The organism is Actinomadura sp. ATCC 39365, from assembly GCF_054392275.1.
This window is the reverse complement of the sequence record NZ_CP184335.1, coordinates 2,168,520-2,185,276: the sequence shown is the minus strand read 5'-3', so window position 1 is coordinate 2,185,276 and position 16,757 is coordinate 2,168,520. Positions and strand designations below refer to the sequence as shown.

15 protein-coding genes and 2 tRNA genes are annotated in these 16,757 nt (G+C 69.6%); 5 read left to right on the top strand and 12 right to left on the bottom strand.

Annotation, left to right across the window (positions count from 1 at the left end; all coding sequences use genetic code 11):
• Window positions 1-88: 88 nt before the first annotated feature.
• Window positions 89-226 (top strand): hypothetical protein, encoded by a 138-nt coding sequence (locus tag ACNF49_RS11070; RefSeq protein WP_357987286.1) that lies wholly within the window; start codon window positions 89-91, stop codon window positions 224-226.
• Here ACNF49_RS11070 and ACNF49_RS11065 read toward each other — a convergent pair.
• From ACNF49_RS11065 to ACNF49_RS11025, 9 genes are all read right to left on the bottom strand, one after another.
• Complete coding sequence (locus tag ACNF49_RS11065) at window positions 214-885, bottom strand: response regulator (RefSeq protein ID WP_482943611.1); 672 nt, start codon at window positions 883-885, stop codon at window positions 214-216. The two genes, ACNF49_RS11070 and ACNF49_RS11065, sit on opposite strands and share 13 nt — an antisense overlap.
• Window positions 882-3,416, bottom strand: coding sequence for a sensor histidine kinase (locus ACNF49_RS11060; protein ID WP_482943610.1), 2,535 nt, complete (start codon window positions 3,414-3,416; stop codon window positions 882-884). The genes ACNF49_RS11065 and ACNF49_RS11060 overlap by 4 nt, the downstream gene beginning before the upstream one ends.
• A 9-nt stretch (window positions 3,417-3,425) precedes the next feature.
• Window positions 3,426-3,893: a group II truncated hemoglobin gene (locus ACNF49_RS11055; protein ID WP_482943609.1), complete on the bottom strand. Its 468-nt coding sequence runs from the start codon at window positions 3,891-3,893 to the stop codon at window positions 3,426-3,428.
• 94 nt (window positions 3,894-3,987) lie between these two features.
• Window positions 3,988-4,064, bottom strand: a tRNA-Met gene (locus ACNF49_RS11050).
• A 312-nt stretch (window positions 4,065-4,376) separates the two neighbouring features.
• A tRNA-Met gene (locus tag ACNF49_RS11045) sits at window positions 4,377-4,453 on the bottom strand.
• A gap of 57 nt (window positions 4,454-4,510) precedes the next feature.
• Window positions 4,511-7,429: a UPF0182 family membrane protein gene (locus ACNF49_RS11040; RefSeq protein ID WP_482943608.1), complete on the bottom strand. Its 2,919-nt coding sequence runs from the start codon at window positions 7,427-7,429 to the stop codon at window positions 4,511-4,513.
• A 165-nt stretch (window positions 7,430-7,594) separates the two neighbouring features.
• Window positions 7,595-8,641 (bottom strand): YlbL family protein, encoded by a 1,047-nt coding sequence (locus ACNF49_RS11035; protein WP_482943607.1) that lies wholly within the window; start codon window positions 8,639-8,641, stop codon window positions 7,595-7,597.
• 10 nt (window positions 8,642-8,651) lie between these two features.
• A complete protein-coding gene (locus ACNF49_RS11030) occupies window positions 8,652-9,077 on the bottom strand; it encodes a molybdenum cofactor biosynthesis protein MoaE (RefSeq protein WP_357987304.1) in 426 nt (141 codons plus the stop codon).
• Window positions 9,078-9,100: 23 nt separating this feature from the next.
• The gene (locus tag ACNF49_RS11025; protein ID WP_498703808.1) at window positions 9,101-10,174 is read right to left on the bottom strand and encodes an NAD-dependent epimerase/dehydratase family protein; all 1,074 of its coding nucleotides are present in this window, start codon (window positions 10,172-10,174) and stop codon (window positions 9,101-9,103) included.
• Between the two features lie 130 nt (window positions 10,175-10,304).
• On the opposite strand from ACNF49_RS11025, the gene ACNF49_RS11020 reads away from it, so the two are divergent.
• Genes ACNF49_RS11020 through ACNF49_RS11010 form a run of 3 tightly spaced genes read left to right on the top strand, consistent with a single transcriptional unit; the run spans window position 10,305 to window position 13,096 of the window.
• Window positions 10,305-11,522, top strand: coding sequence for a zinc-dependent metalloprotease (locus ACNF49_RS11020; protein WP_357987307.1), 1,218 nt, complete (start codon window positions 10,305-10,307; stop codon window positions 11,520-11,522).
• On the top strand, window positions 11,519-12,079 hold the full coding sequence (locus ACNF49_RS11015; protein WP_357987310.1) for an NUDIX hydrolase: 561 nt from the start codon (window positions 11,519-11,521) through the stop codon (window positions 12,077-12,079). Before ACNF49_RS11020 ends, ACNF49_RS11015 begins: the two co-directional genes overlap by 4 nt.
• A 30-nt stretch (window positions 12,080-12,109) precedes the next feature.
• Window positions 12,110-13,096, top strand: a complete 987-nt coding sequence (locus ACNF49_RS11010) for an endonuclease/exonuclease/phosphatase family protein (protein WP_357987313.1) — start codon at window positions 12,110-12,112, stop codon at window positions 13,094-13,096.
• 7 nt (window positions 13,097-13,103) lie between these two features.
• Here ACNF49_RS11010 and ACNF49_RS11005 read toward each other — a convergent pair whose 3' ends face one another.
• The 3 genes from ACNF49_RS11005 to ACNF49_RS10995 all read right to left on the bottom strand — a co-directional run bounded on the left by ACNF49_RS11005 (window position 13,104) and on the right by ACNF49_RS10995 (window position 15,049).
• Window positions 13,104-13,601 (bottom strand): DUF2064 domain-containing protein, encoded by a 498-nt coding sequence (locus ACNF49_RS11005; RefSeq protein WP_482943605.1) that lies wholly within the window; start codon window positions 13,599-13,601, stop codon window positions 13,104-13,106.
• Window positions 13,602-13,683: 82 nt separating this feature from the next.
• Window positions 13,684-14,115, bottom strand: a complete 432-nt coding sequence (locus ACNF49_RS11000; protein ID WP_482943604.1) for a M48 metallopeptidase family protein — start codon at window positions 14,113-14,115, stop codon at window positions 13,684-13,686.
• Between the two features lie 151 nt (window positions 14,116-14,266).
• Entirely contained in the window at window positions 14,267-15,049 is a 783-nt protein-coding gene (locus tag ACNF49_RS10995) for an enoyl-CoA hydratase/isomerase family protein (RefSeq protein WP_482943603.1), read from the bottom strand.
• 234 nt (window positions 15,050-15,283) lie between these two features.
• On the opposite strand from ACNF49_RS10995, the gene ACNF49_RS10990 reads away from it, so the two are divergent.
• A complete protein-coding gene (locus ACNF49_RS10990; RefSeq protein WP_498702279.1) occupies window positions 15,284-16,720 on the top strand; it encodes a ThiF family adenylyltransferase in 1,437 nt (478 codons plus the stop codon).
• Window positions 16,721-16,757: the final 37 nt, after the last annotated feature.

Sequence of the window (16,757 nt, the reverse complement as noted above, 5' to 3'; positions counted from 1 at the left end):
GCCTTGGCGACCTGGCTGTAAGACTGCGCTTATGTGGCAACGTGGGCTGAACTGGTCGGCAATCATCCTGGTCGGGATATTTGGTCTGATGTGGATCGGTGTTGTGATCTATGCGGACCAGACGTCTTCCCTGTGGGTGCGTGCCGCTCAGGTGCTCTTCGGGGCCTTGCTGCTCGGGTGGGCCGTGCTCAAGGCGGTCGTCCTGGTCAGGGATCAGGAGGGCTGAAACCGGTATCCCATTCCGGGCTCGGTCAGCAGGTGCACGGGGTGGGCCGGGTCGCGTTCGAGCTTGCGGCGCAGTTGGGCCATGTACTGGCGCAAGTAGTGCGTCTCCTTCAGATAGCCGGTGCCCCACACCTCGGTCAGCAGGTGCCGCTGGCTGATCAGTTTGCCGGGATTGCGAAGCAGGATCTCCAGGAAGTGCCACTCCGTCGGCGTCAGCCGTACGCCACCTGAGATCGTCTTGCCTGCGAGGTCGATCACGTGATCGCCCAGCCGCACTGTCGCGGGTTCCTCTTCGTGCTGGTTCGTGCGGCGGGTCACCGCGCGGATGCGGGCCAGCAGCTCGTCGATGCCGAACGGCTTGGTGACGTAGTCGTCGGCACCGGCGTCGAGCGCGTCCACCTTGTCCGTGCTGTCGGTTCGCCCCGACAACACGATGATCGGGACCTTCGTCCAGCCGCGCAGCCCCTGGATCACCTCCACGCCGTCGAGATCGGGCAGGCCGAGGTCGAGGACGACCAGGTCGGGATGCCAGTCGGCGGCCTGGCGCAGCGCCGATGCGCCGTCGGGGGCGACCGCGACCTCGTAGTGCCTGGCTGCCAGGTTGATGCGCAGAGCACGCAGGATCTGGGGCTCATCGTCGACGACGAGCACGCGGGTCACAGGGCCCTCCTCAGTGAAACCGTCATGGTGAGCCCTCCTCCGGGGGTGTCCTCAAGGAGCAGCGTGCCGCCCATCGCCTCGGTGAGGCCGCGCGAGAGTGCGAGGCCGAGGCCCACACCGGTGTGGTTGTCGCGGTCGCCGAGTCGCTGGAAGGGCATGAACACCCTTTCATGCGCTTCTGTGGGGATTCCTGGCCCCCTGTCGATGACACGCAGTTCGACATGTTCGCCGTGCCAGCTCGCGGCGACGAGCACGGGCTCGGCTTCGGGGCTGTAGCGGACGGCGTTGGCCATCAAATTCACCAGGACGCGTTCGAGCAGCGCCGGGTCGGCCTGGAACTCCGGCAGGTCGGCCGGGACGTCACTGTTGACCCGGTCCCGCAGCGGGCCGAGGTCGTCGATGGCGCGTGGCAGCACGTCCTCGACGGCGACGGGCCGCAATGTGACGCCCAGGACGCCGGCCTGGAGACGGCTCATGTCGAGCAGGTTCGCCACGAGGCGGTTCAGTTTGATCAGGGACTCGTCGGCGGTGGCCAGCAGTTCGGCGCGGTCGTCGTCGGACCAGATGATGTCGGTGTTGCGCAGGCTCTCCACGGACGCCATGGCCGAGGCCAGGGGGGTGCGCAGGTCGTGGCCGACGGCGGCGAGCAACGCGGTGCGCATGCGGTCGGCCTCGGCCAGCGGTTCGGCGCGCTCGGCCGCCTCCCGCAGGCGTTCCTGGCGCAGGGCGACGGCGGCCTCTGCGGCGAACGCCTCCAGGACGCGGCGGTCGCTGGCGTCGAGCAGCCGGCCGCGGGTCGCGAGCACCAGCCGGTCGTCGATCGTGACCACGTCGCTCCCGCCATCCGGGCCGGTGTGGTTCGGGGTGGTGGCGGGCGGGGTGGTGATCGGGGGGCCGCCGGACGTGGCGACGATGCGCCAGTCATCCGATGGATCGTCCCTTTCGAGCAGGGTCACCGCGGTCAGCCCGAACGTCTCGCGCAACCGCCCGAGCAGCGAGGCCAGCGCGGACTCCCCGCGCAGCACGTGTCCGGCCAGTGTGGAGAGCACCTCGGCGTCCGCCCTGGACCGGGCCGCTTCCCTGCTGCGCCGGGCGGCCAGGTCCACGACCGTGCTCACCATGGCGGCGACCAGGACGAAGATGGCCAGCGAGAGCACGTTCTCAGGCTCGGCGATGGTCAGGGTGTGCACCGGCGGTGTGAAGAACCAGTTGAGCAGCCCGAACGCGAGCACCGCCGCCGTGAGCGCCGGCCACATCCCGCCCACCAGCGCGACGCCGACCACCAGCAGCAGGAAGAGCAGGATCTCGCTGGGCAGGCTCAGGTCGAGCGGCGCGATCACGGCGGTGAGCGCCGGCATGGCGGCCAGGGTCAGCGCCCATCCGGCCGCCCTGCGCCGACGTGTCAGCGCTCCCCCGGACGGCGGCCGGCGGGAGCTTCCGCTGACGGCCTCGTGCGGGACCATGTGCACGTCGATCGAGCCGGACAGCGTGGCCGTCGTCATGCCCACGCCGCGGGTGAGCAGCTGCGCGAGCCGTCCTCGCCGGGAGGCGCCGAGGACGAGTTGCGAGGCGTTCACGCCGTCCGCGAACGCGATCAGCGCGCGCGGGATGTCGTCGCCCACGACCTGGTGGTAGGTGCCGCCGAGGTCCTCGACGAGTTTGCGCTGGCGTACCAGGTTGGCCGGGTCGCTCGCGGTGGACAGGGCGTCGGCCCGGGTGACGTGCACGGCGAGCAGGTCGGCGCCCTTGGTCCTGGCCGCGATGCGGGCGGCGCGGCGGACGAGGGTGTCGCCCTCAGGGCCGCCGGTGAGGGCGACGACGACACGTTCGCGGGCCTCCCAGGTGCCCGCTATGTCATGGTCGGCCCGGTACGCGATGAGCTGCCGGTCGACCCGGTCCGCCACCCAGAGCAGGGCGAGCTCCCGCAGAGCGGACAGGTTGCCGACGCGGAAGTAGTTGGCGAGGGCGGCGTCGACGCGTTCGGGCGGGTAGACGTTGCCGTGGGCGAGGCGGCGGCGCAGGGCCTCGGGTGACATGTCGACGAGTTCGAGCCGGTCGGCCCGCCGGACGAGATCGTCGGGGACGGTCTCCCGCTGCGGCAGGCCGGTGATCTGCTCGGCCACGTCGCGCAGAGACTCCAGGTGCTGGATGTTGAGCGTGGAGACGACGTCGATGCCGGCGTCCAGGATGTCCTGGACGTCCTGCCAGCGTTTGGCGTGCCGGGAACCGGGCGTGTTGGTGTGGGCGAGCTCGTCGACCAGCACGGCCGCGGGGCGGCGGGCGATGACCGCGTCGGTGTCGAGCTCGGTGAACGTGGCGCCGCGATGGACGACGGTGCGCCCCGGCACGATCTCCAGCCCGTCGAGCAGGCGGGCGACCTGGTCGCGGCCGTGGGTCTCGACATGGCCCACGACCACGTCACGTCCGCGTTCCTTGGCCCGTCGTGCCTCGCTGAGCATGGCGTAGGTCTTGCCGACGCCGGGCGCCGCACCCAGGTAGACCCGCAGCCGCCCGCGCGACGTGCTTCCCATTCCTCCAGGTTACGGCTGGTATGGCGGAGCGACTCCCCAGCCCCAGTGCGGAACCGGCGCCTCCGGAGGCGGGGTCGCGCCGGGCTGGGAGTTGTGCACGGCCAGCCGGGTGCCCCATTCGATGTAGCCGGCGAACGCGGCCCTGAACTCGGGGTCGTCGGGCAGGCCGACCTCGTCGGCGGCGTCCATGAGGAGGTTCACCCAGCGGCGGCGCTGCGGTTCGGTGATGGCCCGGCCCAGGTGGTGGGCGAGCATGTGGGAATATCCGCCGCGTTCGTGGGTGTACCGCTCAGGGCCGCCGAAGACCTCGCTGAGCCACATGGCGACGTATTTGGGGTGGTCGGGGTCCATGTGGGCGAACAGCGGCCCGATGAGGTCGTCCTTGAGTACGGTCCGGTAGAACGTCGCGGTCAGCCGTTCGAACGCCTCGGTCCCGCCCGCCCACTCGTAGATGGTCGGGACGTCTTTTTCCGTCATGTAATCATGTAATCAGCACCTGCGGCCGCAGGACAAGACTTGTCCGGAAACGACGAAGTCCCCGGTCGCCGTGTGGCGACCGGGGACTTCGGATTGGTAGCGGGGACAGGATTTGAACCTGCGACCTCTGGGTTATGAGCCCAGCGAGCTACCGAACTGCTCCACCCCGCGTCGGTGTGTTGTTATCAACTATACCGCCCTTCCGGAGTCCTCCGACCCGGCCAGGCTTGTCCGGGCGCGTCAGCGACGTAACCATGGGTCTCATGCTGCCCATGTGGGCCGATGACCTGGGCGGACACGAAGGCTCGGCTCCTGGCGCCGCCCGATACCTCTTTACAACGCCACCGGCGCCCAGGGGTCGGGGGGCGTGCAGGAGGGCAACGGCGACCATTCGAGTTTCTTGAGACGGACGATGCCGGATGGGACCTGCGGGGCCGCTGAAAAAGCAACGAGGCCCTGGCCGTCGGCCAGGACCTCGAATCTTGGTAGCGGGGGCAGGATTTGAACCTGCGACCTCTGGGTTATGAGCCCAGCGAGCTACCGAACTGCTCCACCCCGCGTCGCTGTCTTGCTTCTCAAGACTATCGGCGACGGGGGGCGGGCGCAAACCGAATGGGCTAGGTGGTGCCTCCCGCCTGTGTGCCCGAGGGTGTCGGCGTCGGTGTGGACGTGGCCGGCGGTGACGCGGACGGCGTCGCCGACGGTGAGGCGGAGGGAGAGGCCGAGGGCGACGGGGTGGCCGCCGGCTTGGCGTTGGCGCTCTCGATCTGCTTCAGCGCCTCCTCCAGCCGCTTCTGCGCCTTGCCGTACTCGTCCCAGTTCGGGGGGCTGGCCTGGAGGGCCTTCTGGGCGTCCTCGTAGGCCTTCTGGGCGTTGGAGATGGCGGTGTTCATCGCCGACGTGTTCGTCTGGTTGGGCGTGGTCTGCTGGGGCTGGGTGTTCGGCTGTTGCTGCTCGCCGCCGAAGACCTGCTCCAGCGCCTGGTCGAGGGTGTCGCCCGAGCCGACCTTGTTGCCGAACGCCACCAGCACCCGCCGCAGGATCGGGTACGGCTCCTGGCCGGTGCCGGCCTTGGTCTGCACGTAGACGGGCTCGATGTAGATCAGGCCGTTCGCGTAGGGCAGGGTCAGCAGGTTGCCGTACCTGACGTTGGCCTGGCCGAGGCCGAGGGGGCCGAGTTCGCCCGAGAACTTGTTCTGGAAGTTGTTCTGGGCCTGACCGGGGCCGGGGACCGTGGTGTTGGACGGCATGCGCAGGATGCGCAGCTTGCCGTAGTCCTTGCCCACCGTGGAGCCCGCCGCCATGAAGGCCGCCAGGTTGGGGCCTTCCCTCGGGACGAACGTCGTGGTCAGCGAGAACGACGGCTCGGACTCGTCGGGCATCGTCGCCGTCAGGTAGTACGGCGGCTGCTTGACCGACTGGTTGCCCTGCGACGGGTCGCTGGGGATGTTCCAGAAGTCCTGGGCGCTGTAGAAGGCGGCCGCGTTGGTGACGTGGTAGCGCGACAGCATGTAGCGCTGCACCTTGAACAGGTCTTCCGGATAGCGGATGTGCGCCTGGAGGTCGGGGGTCATCTGCGAGGCGGGCTTGATCGTGCCGGGGAAGGCGTTGGACCACGTCTTCAGCACCGGGTCGTTGCCGTCCCAGGCGTAGAGCGTGACCGTGCCGTCGTAGGCGTCGACCGTGGCCTTGACCGAGTTGCGGATGTAGTTGATCTCGTCCTGCGGCTGCTGGGCGACCACGCGGCGGTCGGTGGCCAGGTCGCGGGTCATGTCGCCGAGGCTCTCGCTCTGCGAGTACGGGTACGCGTTGGAGGTGGTGTACCCGTCGAGGATCCAGGTGATCCGGCCGTCGACGATCGCCGGGTAGGCGTTGCCGTCGAGGGTCAGGAACGGCGCGACCTTCTCCACCCGCTCCCGCGGGTTGCGCACGTAGAGGATCTTGGAGTTGTCGTTGACGTCGCCCGACAACAGGATGTTCATCTCGCCGTACTTGGCGGCGTAGACGAGCCGGTTGAGTGCCGAGCCGATCGGCACGCCGCCCTTGCCGGTGTAGGTGGTGTTCTGCTGTCCGGTCTGGCCGCCGGAGACCGGGTAGTCGAGCTCCTGCGGGGTCTTGGGGTTGCCGCCGGCGATGACGTACTCGGAGGAGCCGGGGTTCTCGCCGAAGTAGACGCGCGACTCCTTGAGCCCGGTCGAGGCCGCGAGGTCGCCGGTGACCGGCATGTCCTTGCTGTCGTAGGCGGGCAGACCGCCCGCGTCGACCTGGTTGCCCGGCGCGGCGACGAAACCGTAGCCGTGGGTGTAGACCAGCGCGCGGTTGATCCAGTTGTTCTGGGGCGCGGGCGGGCCGAGCAGCTCGCGGACGCCGACCACGTGGTCGACCAGTTTGCCGTCCTTGCCGGGGTAGCGGTCGACGTCGAGCTGGTCGGGGAAGCCGTAGAAGCCGCGGATGCGCTGGGTCTGCTCGAACGTGGACGACACCAGCGCCGGGTCGAGCAGGCGCACGCCGGTCACCGACTCGTCGCCGCCGGCGCTGACCTTGGTCGGGTCGGCCTGGGCGTTGTAGTCGATCACTTCGGCGTTCTGCACGTCGTAGGCTGATCGGGTGGCTTGGATGTTCCGGTCGATGTAGAGGGCTTCCTTGCCCTGCTGGTTGGGCTTGACCTGGAACTGCTCGACCAACGCCGGGTAGACGCCGCCGATCAGGATGGCCGAGAGCACGAGCAGGCCGAACGAGACGCCGGGCAGCATGCCGCCGGAGCGCACGACGCCGGCGAAGAACAGCGCGGCGCAGATCAACGCGATGATCGCGAGGATGTTCTTGGCCGGGAGCACCGCGTTGACGTCGGTGTAGGACGCGCCGTGCACGTAGCCGCGGTCGGAGAAGACCAGACCGAACCGGTCGATGTAGTAGGCGACGGCCTTGAGCAGGACGAACACGCCGAGCAGCACGGAAAGGTGGATCCGCGCGGCCCTGGAGGCGTGCACGCCCGGCGACTGCAGCCGGAAACCGCCGTAGAGGTAGTGGGTGATCGTGGCCAGGACGATCGAGATGATCACGGCGGTGAACAGGAAGTTCAGCACCATCCTGATGAACGGGTAGTCGAACATGAAGAACGAGATGTCCATGCCGAACAGCTCGTCCTTCTTGCCGAACGAGGCTCCGTTCACGAACTGCAGCCACGTCTTCCACTGCCCCGCGAACGAGGAGCCGGAGAAGAGCGCGAGCAGGCCCATGCCGACGATGAAGATCAGCTTGCGGTGGGGGTCGAGCGCCATGCGATAGCGGTCGGCTCCGCTGCCGCCGCCGAACACGGCGGGGCCGAACATCGGCCGGGTGCGGAAGGCCAGCAGCATGTTGCCGCCCGTGATGCCGACCATGAGCACCGCTCCGACGAGGAACAGCACGATCTGGGTCAGCAGCACCCCGGAGAAGACCGACGTGTAGTTGGTCGTGTCAAACCACAGGTAGTCGGTATAAATCCCAGAAAAGAGAAAAAACAGGGCCACGATCGCGACCAGCGCGATGGCCACAGGCAGAAGCAGCCGCGGCCGGCGTGGCAAGCGCATCGCCCTGCCGGCCCCTGGGGTCCGGAAGCTCAAGGCCAACCCCTCGTCGTGATGAAGAAACGGTCCGTGTCTGGCAACTTACACTGCAGCGCCAGCCGTACGGCTAACGCACGACGCTCGCCGGAAGTTTCATCCGGCCTCACAAGCGGGCACATTGCCCTTCCCGGTGCGCAGCGCGTCGAGCGCGAGCACCGCGTCGTGCAACGTGTCGGCCTTGACCAGCCGCAAGCCGTCGGGCACGGCCTTCATGGCCTCCGCGCAGTTGTCCGCGGGGGTGAGGAAGATGGTCGCGCCCGAGTTGCGGGCCCCCACCATCTTCTGGGCGATGCCGCCGATCGGCCCGACCTGGCCCTCGGTGTCGATGGTGCCGGTGCCGGCAATGCGCTTGCCGCCGGTGATCTCGCCGGGGGTCAGCTTGTCGAGTATGCCGAGCGAGAACATCAGCCCGGCGCTCGGCCCGCCGACGTCGCCCACGTTGATCTCGACGTCGAAGGGGAACTTGAACTTCTCCTGCATGAGCACACCGACGAGGGGCTTGCCGTCCTTGCTGGCGATCGGCTGCAGCGACACGTCGAGCTTCTGGCTGCCCCTGGTCACGTTGAAGGTCACGGTCTCGCCTGGCTTGTGCGCCTTGACGGTGTCTCCGACGAACTGAGAGTCGGTGGCCGGCTTGCCGTCGACCGCGTTGATCTGGTCGCCCTTCTGCAGCTTGCCGTCGGCGGGCTTGCCCTTCTCGGTGGACAGCACCGTGACGACCCGGTCGTAGTGGATCTTGAGCTCGTTGAGCGCGGCGGCCTTGGCGGAGTCTTGGGAGTTGGTCATCTCGACCGCGTTCTCCTCGTCGACCTTCTTCGCGTCGCGGCCGGGCGGGAAGATCGTCTCCTGCGGGACCACCGCCACGGTCGGGTCGATCCAGCCGCGCAACGCGGTCAGCAGGTCGATCTGGGCGGCCGGGCCGCCCTGGTAGGCCACCGTGACCAGGCTCAGCGCGCCGCTGGTGGGATAGGTCTGCCGGCCGTTGATCGAGATCACCGGCTTCTTGTCGATCTCGCCGATGGTGTTCTCGGTGGGGCCGGGACTCAGCACGACGTACGGGACCGGCCGGAACGCGCCCAGGACGCCCAGCGCGAGCACGAAGAAGCCCGCGAGCAGCAGGGTGAGGACGCGTCGTGACATGGTGATGAGCTTATTCGCAGGCGCCGACCCACTCGGTCTCGCCATCGGCGAACACCTGGTGTTTCCAGATGGGGACCTCCGCCTTGAGGTCGTCGATGAGCCTGCGTGAGGCCCTGAACGCCTCGTCGCGGTGTGGCGAGGCCACGGCGACGATCACTGCCGTGTCGCCGAGCCCCAGGTCGCCGACCCGGTGGACGGCGGCCATCGCGGTGACCGGGAAGTCGGCCGCGACCTTCTCGGCCACCCGGCGCAGCTCGTCGGGCGCCGAGGGATGGGCGGAGTAGGAGAGCCGGGTCACGGGTTTGCCGTGGTCCTGTTCGCGCACGGTGCCGATGAAGATCGCGGTGCCGCCCGCCGCGTGGTCTCCCACCGCGGCCAGCACCTCGTCCACGGACAACGGGGTGTCACGAATGCCGAGCAACCGGATGACGTCCACGGAAAGAGCCTAACCTCACGTTCCTACTGGCGACGCTTTTTACGGACCTGCCGGACGATCGCCGCGGTGCCGATGACGGCCACCGTCGCGCCGGCCGCGGTGAGCGTGGCCTCCTTGACCGGCAGCCGCCTGCCGACCACGGTGGTCCTGTTCTCGCGGAGCTCGAGGAGCTGCCGGAAGGCGGCCTCATTGGTCCACGCGGGCTTCCAGCCCGCCTCGCGCAGCGCCGAGCAGTCGACGACCCACGGATAGACGACATAGTGCAGGTCGGTGGCGGGGGCCGGGGTGATGCCGAGCCGGTGCAGGCGCTGCGCGGTGCCGAACGTCAGCCCGGCCGGCAGCTCGAACCGCCGGATCCCGGACAGCTCCTCGACCTGCTCCTGCTCCAGCCAGCCGTCGGAGCCCACGGCCACCACCCCGGTGACGGCCCCCTTGGCGGCCAGCTCCAGCGCCGAGATGAGGTCGTCGATGTGGCAGAACTGCCAGTTGGGGTTGCAGCCCTTGACCGTGAGCAGCCTCGGCGACTCGAAGTGCCGGGTGATGACCGTGTCGACGCCCGGACCGACGACCGCCGCCGGGCGCAGCACCGTGACGTCCAGGCCCGGGTGGCTGCGCAGCGACCTGCGGACCAGCGACTCGATCTCCAGGTAGTCGCCCACGACGCCGGTGTCGGGCTCGGCGGCCACCGGGGAGTCCTCCGGCAGGGGGACCTCGTTGTCGGCCGCGGCGCCGTAGACCATGGCGCTGGTGACCAGGATCACCCGCCGCACGCGGGCGGCGGCGCAGGCGGTGAGCACCGTCTGGGCTGCTCTGAGGTTGTACGCGCGCCGCTCCCCCGGGTCGGAGTCGACGGCGTAGTCACCGGCCAGATGGACCAGGACGTCGATGTCGGAGATCCGGTTCGCCAAGAGCGGATCCCGTACGTCGATCACTCTCCACGTGGCTTCCTGAATGTCGCCGCGCTCCTCGTCGATGGCCACCACTCTGCGGAAATCCGCGGAGGATGCGAGCCTCACGAGCAACTCGCGGCCGATGCCGGAGGCCGCGCCGGTGACGGCGACGACGGGTTGACGCGGGCGTTTCGAGGTAGGCACCAGGTCCTCACTTTGCACTGATCCGCCGTAGGACGACTAACGTGGCGGATGTGGACTCCTCCATCCTGCACGAGGTAGAGCGGTGACTGACCTGCCAGGTCGCGAAAACGACCCTAACGAGAACCCGTTCGCCATGTTCGGCAACCCTGAGCAAATGGCTCAGGCGATGCGCCAGTTCGCCGACATGTTGTCGGCGCCCCAGGGTTCAGGCCCTGTCAACTGGGACATGGCCAAGAACATCGCACGACACGCCGTGGTCGCCCAGGGCGATCCGAGCGTCATGGAAGGCGAGCGCCGACAGATCGTCGAGGCGCTGAGCCTGGCCGACCTGTGGCTGAACGAGGCGACGACGCTGCCGAGCGGCGTGTCCAACCCGCAGGCCTGGAGCCGGTCGGAGTGGATCGAGAACACGGTCCCCGTCTGGCGGAAGCTTTGCGAGCCCGTGGCCGAACGCATGGTCGAGACCATGGGCGGCGCGCTCGGCGGCTCCGGGCTGCCTCCGGAGGCCCAGCAGATGGCCGGGCCGCTGATGGGCATGCTCAAGCAGATGGGCGGCATGATGGTCGGTCAGCAGATCGGCCAGGCGCTCGGCTCGCTGGCGCGCGAGGTGATCGGCACGACCGACATCGGCCTGCCGCTGTCCGGCACCGCGGCGCTGCTGCCCGGCGGCATCTCGTCCTTCAGTGAGGGCCTCGAGATCCCCGCCGACGAGATCCGGCTCTATCTGGCGCTGCGCGAGGCCGCGCACCACCGGTTGTTCCAGCACGTCCCGTGGCTGCGTTCGCACCTGCTCGGGGCCGTCGAGGAATACGCCAGGGGCATCACCGTGGACACCTCCGCGCTGGAGGAGCAGATCCGCGGGCTCGACATCAACAACCCCGAGGCGATCCAGGAGGCGCTGAGCGGCGGCGCGCTGCTCAAGCCCGAGGAGACCGAGCGGCAGAAGGCCGCCCTGGCCCGTCTGGAGACGATGCTCGCCCTGGTCGAGGGGTGGGTGGCCACGGTGGTCGACCGGGCCGCCGACGGCAAGCTGCCCTCGGCGGTCGCGCTGGCGGAGACCGTACGCAGGCGCCGGGCGACCGGTGGGCCCGCGGAGCTGACGTTCGGCACGCTGGTCGGGCTGGAGTTGCGGCCCCGGCGGCTGCGCGAGGCCGCAGCGCTGTGGCGCGCGCTGGAGACCGAGCGCGGCGTCGACGGGCGCGACGCCCTGTGGGGCCACCCCGACCTCATGCCGACGGCCGAAGACCTCGACGACCCCGACGCGTTCGTACGCGGCGAGGCCGCCTGGGACATCTCCCAGCTGGAGGCCAAGCCCGACGACGAGAACGGCGACCAGGACGGCGGCCGGTGACCCTGCACGACGACGCGGTGGCGGTGCTGTCCTCCTGGACCGCGCCGACCCCCGAGGAGGAGGCGCTGCGCGTCGAGTTCCTCGGCCATCTGCGGACGTACGACGACGCCATGTGGCGCGCGTGCGCACCCGGCCACCTGACGGCCACCACCGCCGTGCTCAGCCACGACGGCGCCCGGGTGCTGCTCACGCTGCATCCGAAGGCCGGGCAGTGGCTGCCCATGGGCGGCCACTGCGAGGACTTCGACGCCACGCTGGAGGCGGTGGCGCTGCGCGAGGCCACCGAGGAGTCGGGAATCGCCGGACTTGAGCTGCTGCCCGGCCCGCTGGCCGTGGACAAGCACGAGGTCTGGTGCCATCCGCCGCGCAGCTGGCACCTCGACGTCGAGTACGCGGCCGTGGCCCCTCCTGGCGCCGAGGCCGTCATGAGCGACGAGTCGCTCGACCTGCGCTGGTTCCCCGTCGACGAGATCCCCGAGCTGTCCGACGAGGCCACGCGCCGGCTGGCCGCACGCGGACGCGCCGCGCTCGGCTCGCGCTCGCGTTCGCTCGGCTAGAGTCCTTCGCATCGTTCCAAGGGGGGCCGCGTGGAGACATCTGCCGTTGGCGGCACGATCGTGACGCCTGCCCGCAAGCCGCGGAAGCTGCCCGGCAACCTCCTGACCTGGCTGGCCGTGACACCCTTCGCGGCCTGGGCGGTGGCCAGGGTGGCCGGGCTGGAACGAGGTTCGCTGCCCACGCAGCTCATGACGGCGACGCCGTACGCGGCGGCCGGGTCCCTGGTCCCCCTCCTGATCGCCGCGGTCGGGCGCAAGCGGGCCGCGACAGCCGTCGCGCTGCTCGCCACGACCGCGCTCGGGTTCAGCGTCCTGCCCCGCGCGCTGGGCACGGCCGAGGCCACGACCGGCAGGCCGTTCAAGGTCATGACCATCAACATGTTGTTCGGCAAGGCGGACGCGCAGGTGATCGTGAACCTGGTGCGCGAGTTCGGGCCCGACGTGCTGAGCACCCAGGAGCTGACCCCCGGCGCCGTGGCCGACATGGACGCGGCCGGCCTGAAGGAGCTCATGCCCCACCGCGTGCTCGAGGACGAATGGGACGCCGGCGGGAGCGGCCTCTACTCCAGGCACCCGCTCCAGCCGCTCGACGACGTTGTGCCTCCGGTGGGCCACAAGATGCCCGCGGCCATGGTGTCGCTGCCGGGTGGGAAGCCGATCGAGTTCGTCGACGTCCATCCCTACCCGCCGCTCGGCCCCAACGTGGTCAACTGGAACGAGGCGCTCTCCAGCCTTCCTTCCGCCGGCGGCGAAACCGTGCGGATCCTCGCCGGCGACTTCAACGCCTCGCTCGACCACGCCTCGCTGCGCAGGCTGCTGGCCCGTGGGTACAAGGACGCGGCCGACCAGGTGGGCGCGGGGCTGATCCCCACGTGGCCGGCCAACAAGCGGGTGCCGCCGATCATCACCATCGACCACGTGCTGGTGGACGAGCGGGTGGGCGTCAGGGAGGTCAGCGTGCGCGATGTGCCGGGCACCGACCACCGGGCCGTGCTGGCCGAGCTCACCGTGCCCTGACGGAGGGTCAGCGGCCGGCGATCAGGGCTCGGGTGTTGTCCCAGCCTTCGAGGCCCGGGTCGAGGCGTTCGACGTCGTCGTGCGTGCGCAGGCGGTGCCATCCGGAGATCGTGGCGACCCTGCGCGGGCCCGGGGCCTGAGCTCTGAGGACGGCGACGACGTCGGGGGCGTCGAGGTCGGGGTCCGCCCAGGCGGAGAGCGGCAGTGAGCAGGCCAGCGCCACCGCGCCGCCGTCCGCCGCCGGGCAGACGGTGATCTCGGCCCGGCCCAGCTCCCTGAACAGCTTGCCGACCAGCAGCGAGGGCAGGTCGGGCGCGTCGGCGTTGATCACCGCGGCCTGGTCGCCGGACAGGCGGCCGAGGACGGCTCGCAGCGGCTCGTCCTCGTCGATCGTGATGATCTCCGTGCCGGGCCAGACGATGTCGTCGAGGCCGGGGACGGCCGTGATCAGGACCGGGGTGACGAACTCCAGACCGGCGACCATTTCGTAGGTGTCCTCGGCCACGGCCTCCAGGAACTGCCGTGGATCGACGCCGGGGGCGCCGCTTCGGCCATGCGGCCGCGTACCAGGACGGCGACGATGCGCGTCAACACTCCTCCGGTGCCGTGTGGGCCGCCGCGGAGAATCCTTCGAGGAACCCGCGCGCCCGCTCCGCCTTCGGATACTGTTCTACCAGCGCCCAGAACCCCGGGCCATGGCTCGGCACGATCAGGTGCGCGAGCTCGTGGATGATGACGTAGTTGATGACCCACTCGGGCAGGCCCTTGAGCCGGGTCGAGATCCTTATCGTGCCGTTCTCCGGGGTGCAGGAGCCCCAGCGATGCTGCTGGTTGTCGACCCATCGAACGCTCACGGGGTCGGGCCGGCCGTTGAGGTACTTCACCGACAGTTCCCTCGCCCGTTCGAGCAGGGCCTCGTCGGTCGGCCTTCGTCGTTCTTCCTTGGCGGCCAGCCGGTCGAGCATCCGGCTCACCCATTCATCCGCGTCTTCGCCGCTCAGCCAGGCAGGCAGGAGCACGATCGTCTTGTCGCCGTCGCGGTAGGCGGAGACCGTACGCCGGCGACGAGAACTGCGACGGACCTCGACTGTCTCGGGGGGCACATAAGCACGTTAGCCGAGACTGGCGAAATTCCACAGAGGGTGGACGTTGTTTTCGCTGGTCAGATGATTAAGAGCCGGTGAATTTGGGCATGCGCCTTTCCCGATGCGCCGCCAGGCCCTCCAGCAGGTCGGATGAGGCCATGGTCACAGGCTGGGCCAAGGATTCCCACCTCAGAGCGGCTGCCAGGTCTTGATGGTCTTGGTTCAGGGCGACCTTTGTGAGGCGGGTGGCGACTGGAGCCATCTCTGCGATCTTCTTGGCGATGACCGAAACCTCGGAGAGAAGGTCATTCTTCGGGAAAGATTGATTTACCAAGCCTTTATCTGCCGCTTCCGTACCCGTAAGGAGACGGCCCGTCAGGAGCATCTCCCGGGCCAGTGCCGTACCGGCTCTTCTGGGCAGCAGGTAGGTGGCGGCCATGCCCGGGTGGAGCCCGAGCCGGGTGAAGGGGGCCAGCAGTTTGGCGTCGTCGGCGGCGTAGACGAGGTCGCAGGCCAGGGCCACGCACAGGCCCGCGCCGACGGCGGGGCCGTTGACCGCAGCGACGGTGGGCACCTCCAGGTCGGCGATCATCAGCCAGGTGCGGTAGAAGGCGAGCATGCGGTCGCGCAGCGGCGGCACGGCCTCGGCGCCCCGCTCGCCGATCCATGACAGGTCACCGCCCGAGGAGAACGCGCTTCCCGCTCCGGTGACGACGACGCAGCGCAGGTCGCGGTCGGCGGCCAGGGTTGTCATGATTTCGCGCCATTCGGCCGTCATGGTGTCGGTCATGGCGTTGCGCAGGTCCGGGCGGTTGAGGGTGAGGACGACGACTCCGTCGTCTGTGCGGTCGACCAAGATCTCGCTCATGCGGCGAAGCGTAACGCTCCGCGGGGCGCGGATGTGGTTGCGGTTCCCGGCTTGCCTCGGTGGCTCCCTGGCTTGCCTCAGGATGTGGATGCGGACCCCGGCCCGCCTCAGGTGTAGATGGCTTGCCTCGGGCGCGGTGGGGCGTTGTCCACAGGGGGGCGTTACGTGGGAGGTTGTCCACAGGCGGCGCGGAACCGGCTCGGGATCTTGGTCGGACGTGCGAACCTTCCGGCCATGAGGCCACGTGTGAAGCCGGCCCTCCGGCGAATCCTCCGCGACGAGCACACCCTGCAGTACGGCGTGCATCCCCTCCGGGCCATCACGCTGACCGGCCTGACGAGATCGGTGCGTCAGTGGATCGAGGGGCTCGACGGCACCCGCGACCTGCGGAGGGTGATGCGCGACGCGGCGGCGGCCGGTCTCGATGAGCCGTGCGCCCAGGCTCTGCTCGACTACCTCGCCACGCGGGGCGCCCTGCACGACGCCGGCCCGTTCCCGGCGCCGCTGCGGGAGCTCTCCCTCGCCGAGCGGGATCGGCTGAAGCCCGACCTCGACGCGCTCGACCTGGCCTCCAACACTCCCGAGGGCGGCGTCGAGCTGCTGCGGCGTCGGCGGGAGGCGAAGGTCCGGGTCTACGGTGCCGGGCGCGTGGGGGCGCAGGTCGTCGCCCTGCTCGCGGCCGGCGGGGTCGGCGACATCCGGGTGATCGATCCCGGGCCGGTCCGGCCGGGAGACATCACGCCGGGCGGGCTGACGTGGGCCGAGGTGGGGCTGTCCCGGGAGGAGGGGGCGGCGGCGGTCGCCCGGCGGCTGCTCTCTCCCCCGCCGAAGAACGTGCCGTCCGTTCCGCCTCCGCGCGACCGCACCTCACCCCCTCGACCCGGCGGTCGGAACGCGACGCCCGCCGGTGACGCGACCGGCCGGCCAGCACGCAGCGGGCCTACGCCGTCCGGCGATACGACCGCACAGCCCAGGCGGTCCGACGGCACGACCGCACAACGCAGGCGGCCGGGCGTCACACCGTCCGGTGGCACGCCTGTACAGCCCAGACGGGCGGACGTCACGCCGTCCGGCATCGCCGCCGCGCGGGTCTCGCCTGCCACGCCACCCGTTCCGACGGTGCCGCCCACTCCGGCGGAGGTTAGCCAGGACGCCGTTCCGTCCTCCAACATCCTGGCCGGAGCTCCACATCTGGGGGACGGAACGGCACGTCCCGATCTCGCCATCCTCGCGCCTGTGGGACCTCTGGACGGGGTGCTGGTCAACGAGCTGGCCGACTTCGGCATCCCGCATCTGCTGGTGTCGGCCTTCGAAGGGCACGGGTCCGTCGGCCCGCTGGTGTTTCCCGGGGAGACGACATGCCTCCACTGTCTCGACCTGACGCGCCGCGATCACGATCCCGCCTGGCCGATCGTCACCGCCAGGCTGGGCGGCTATCCGCCCGGCGAGATCGCCTGCGACGCGACTCTCGCCACGCTCGTCGCGGCCGCCGCGACCGGCCAGGCGCTTGCTCATCTCGAAGGCCGGGCGACCTCTGTGACGAACGGCACAATGGACGTAATGCCTGATTGGTGCTGGAAAAGACGGTCGTGGAGCGGTCATCCGCAATGTCGTTGTATGCGAAACAATCCATATTCGCTAACAATGGACATGTCACCTACCAGCGACTGACGTGCTCAGGGGACGACCACGAAGGGGGAAGCGGCAT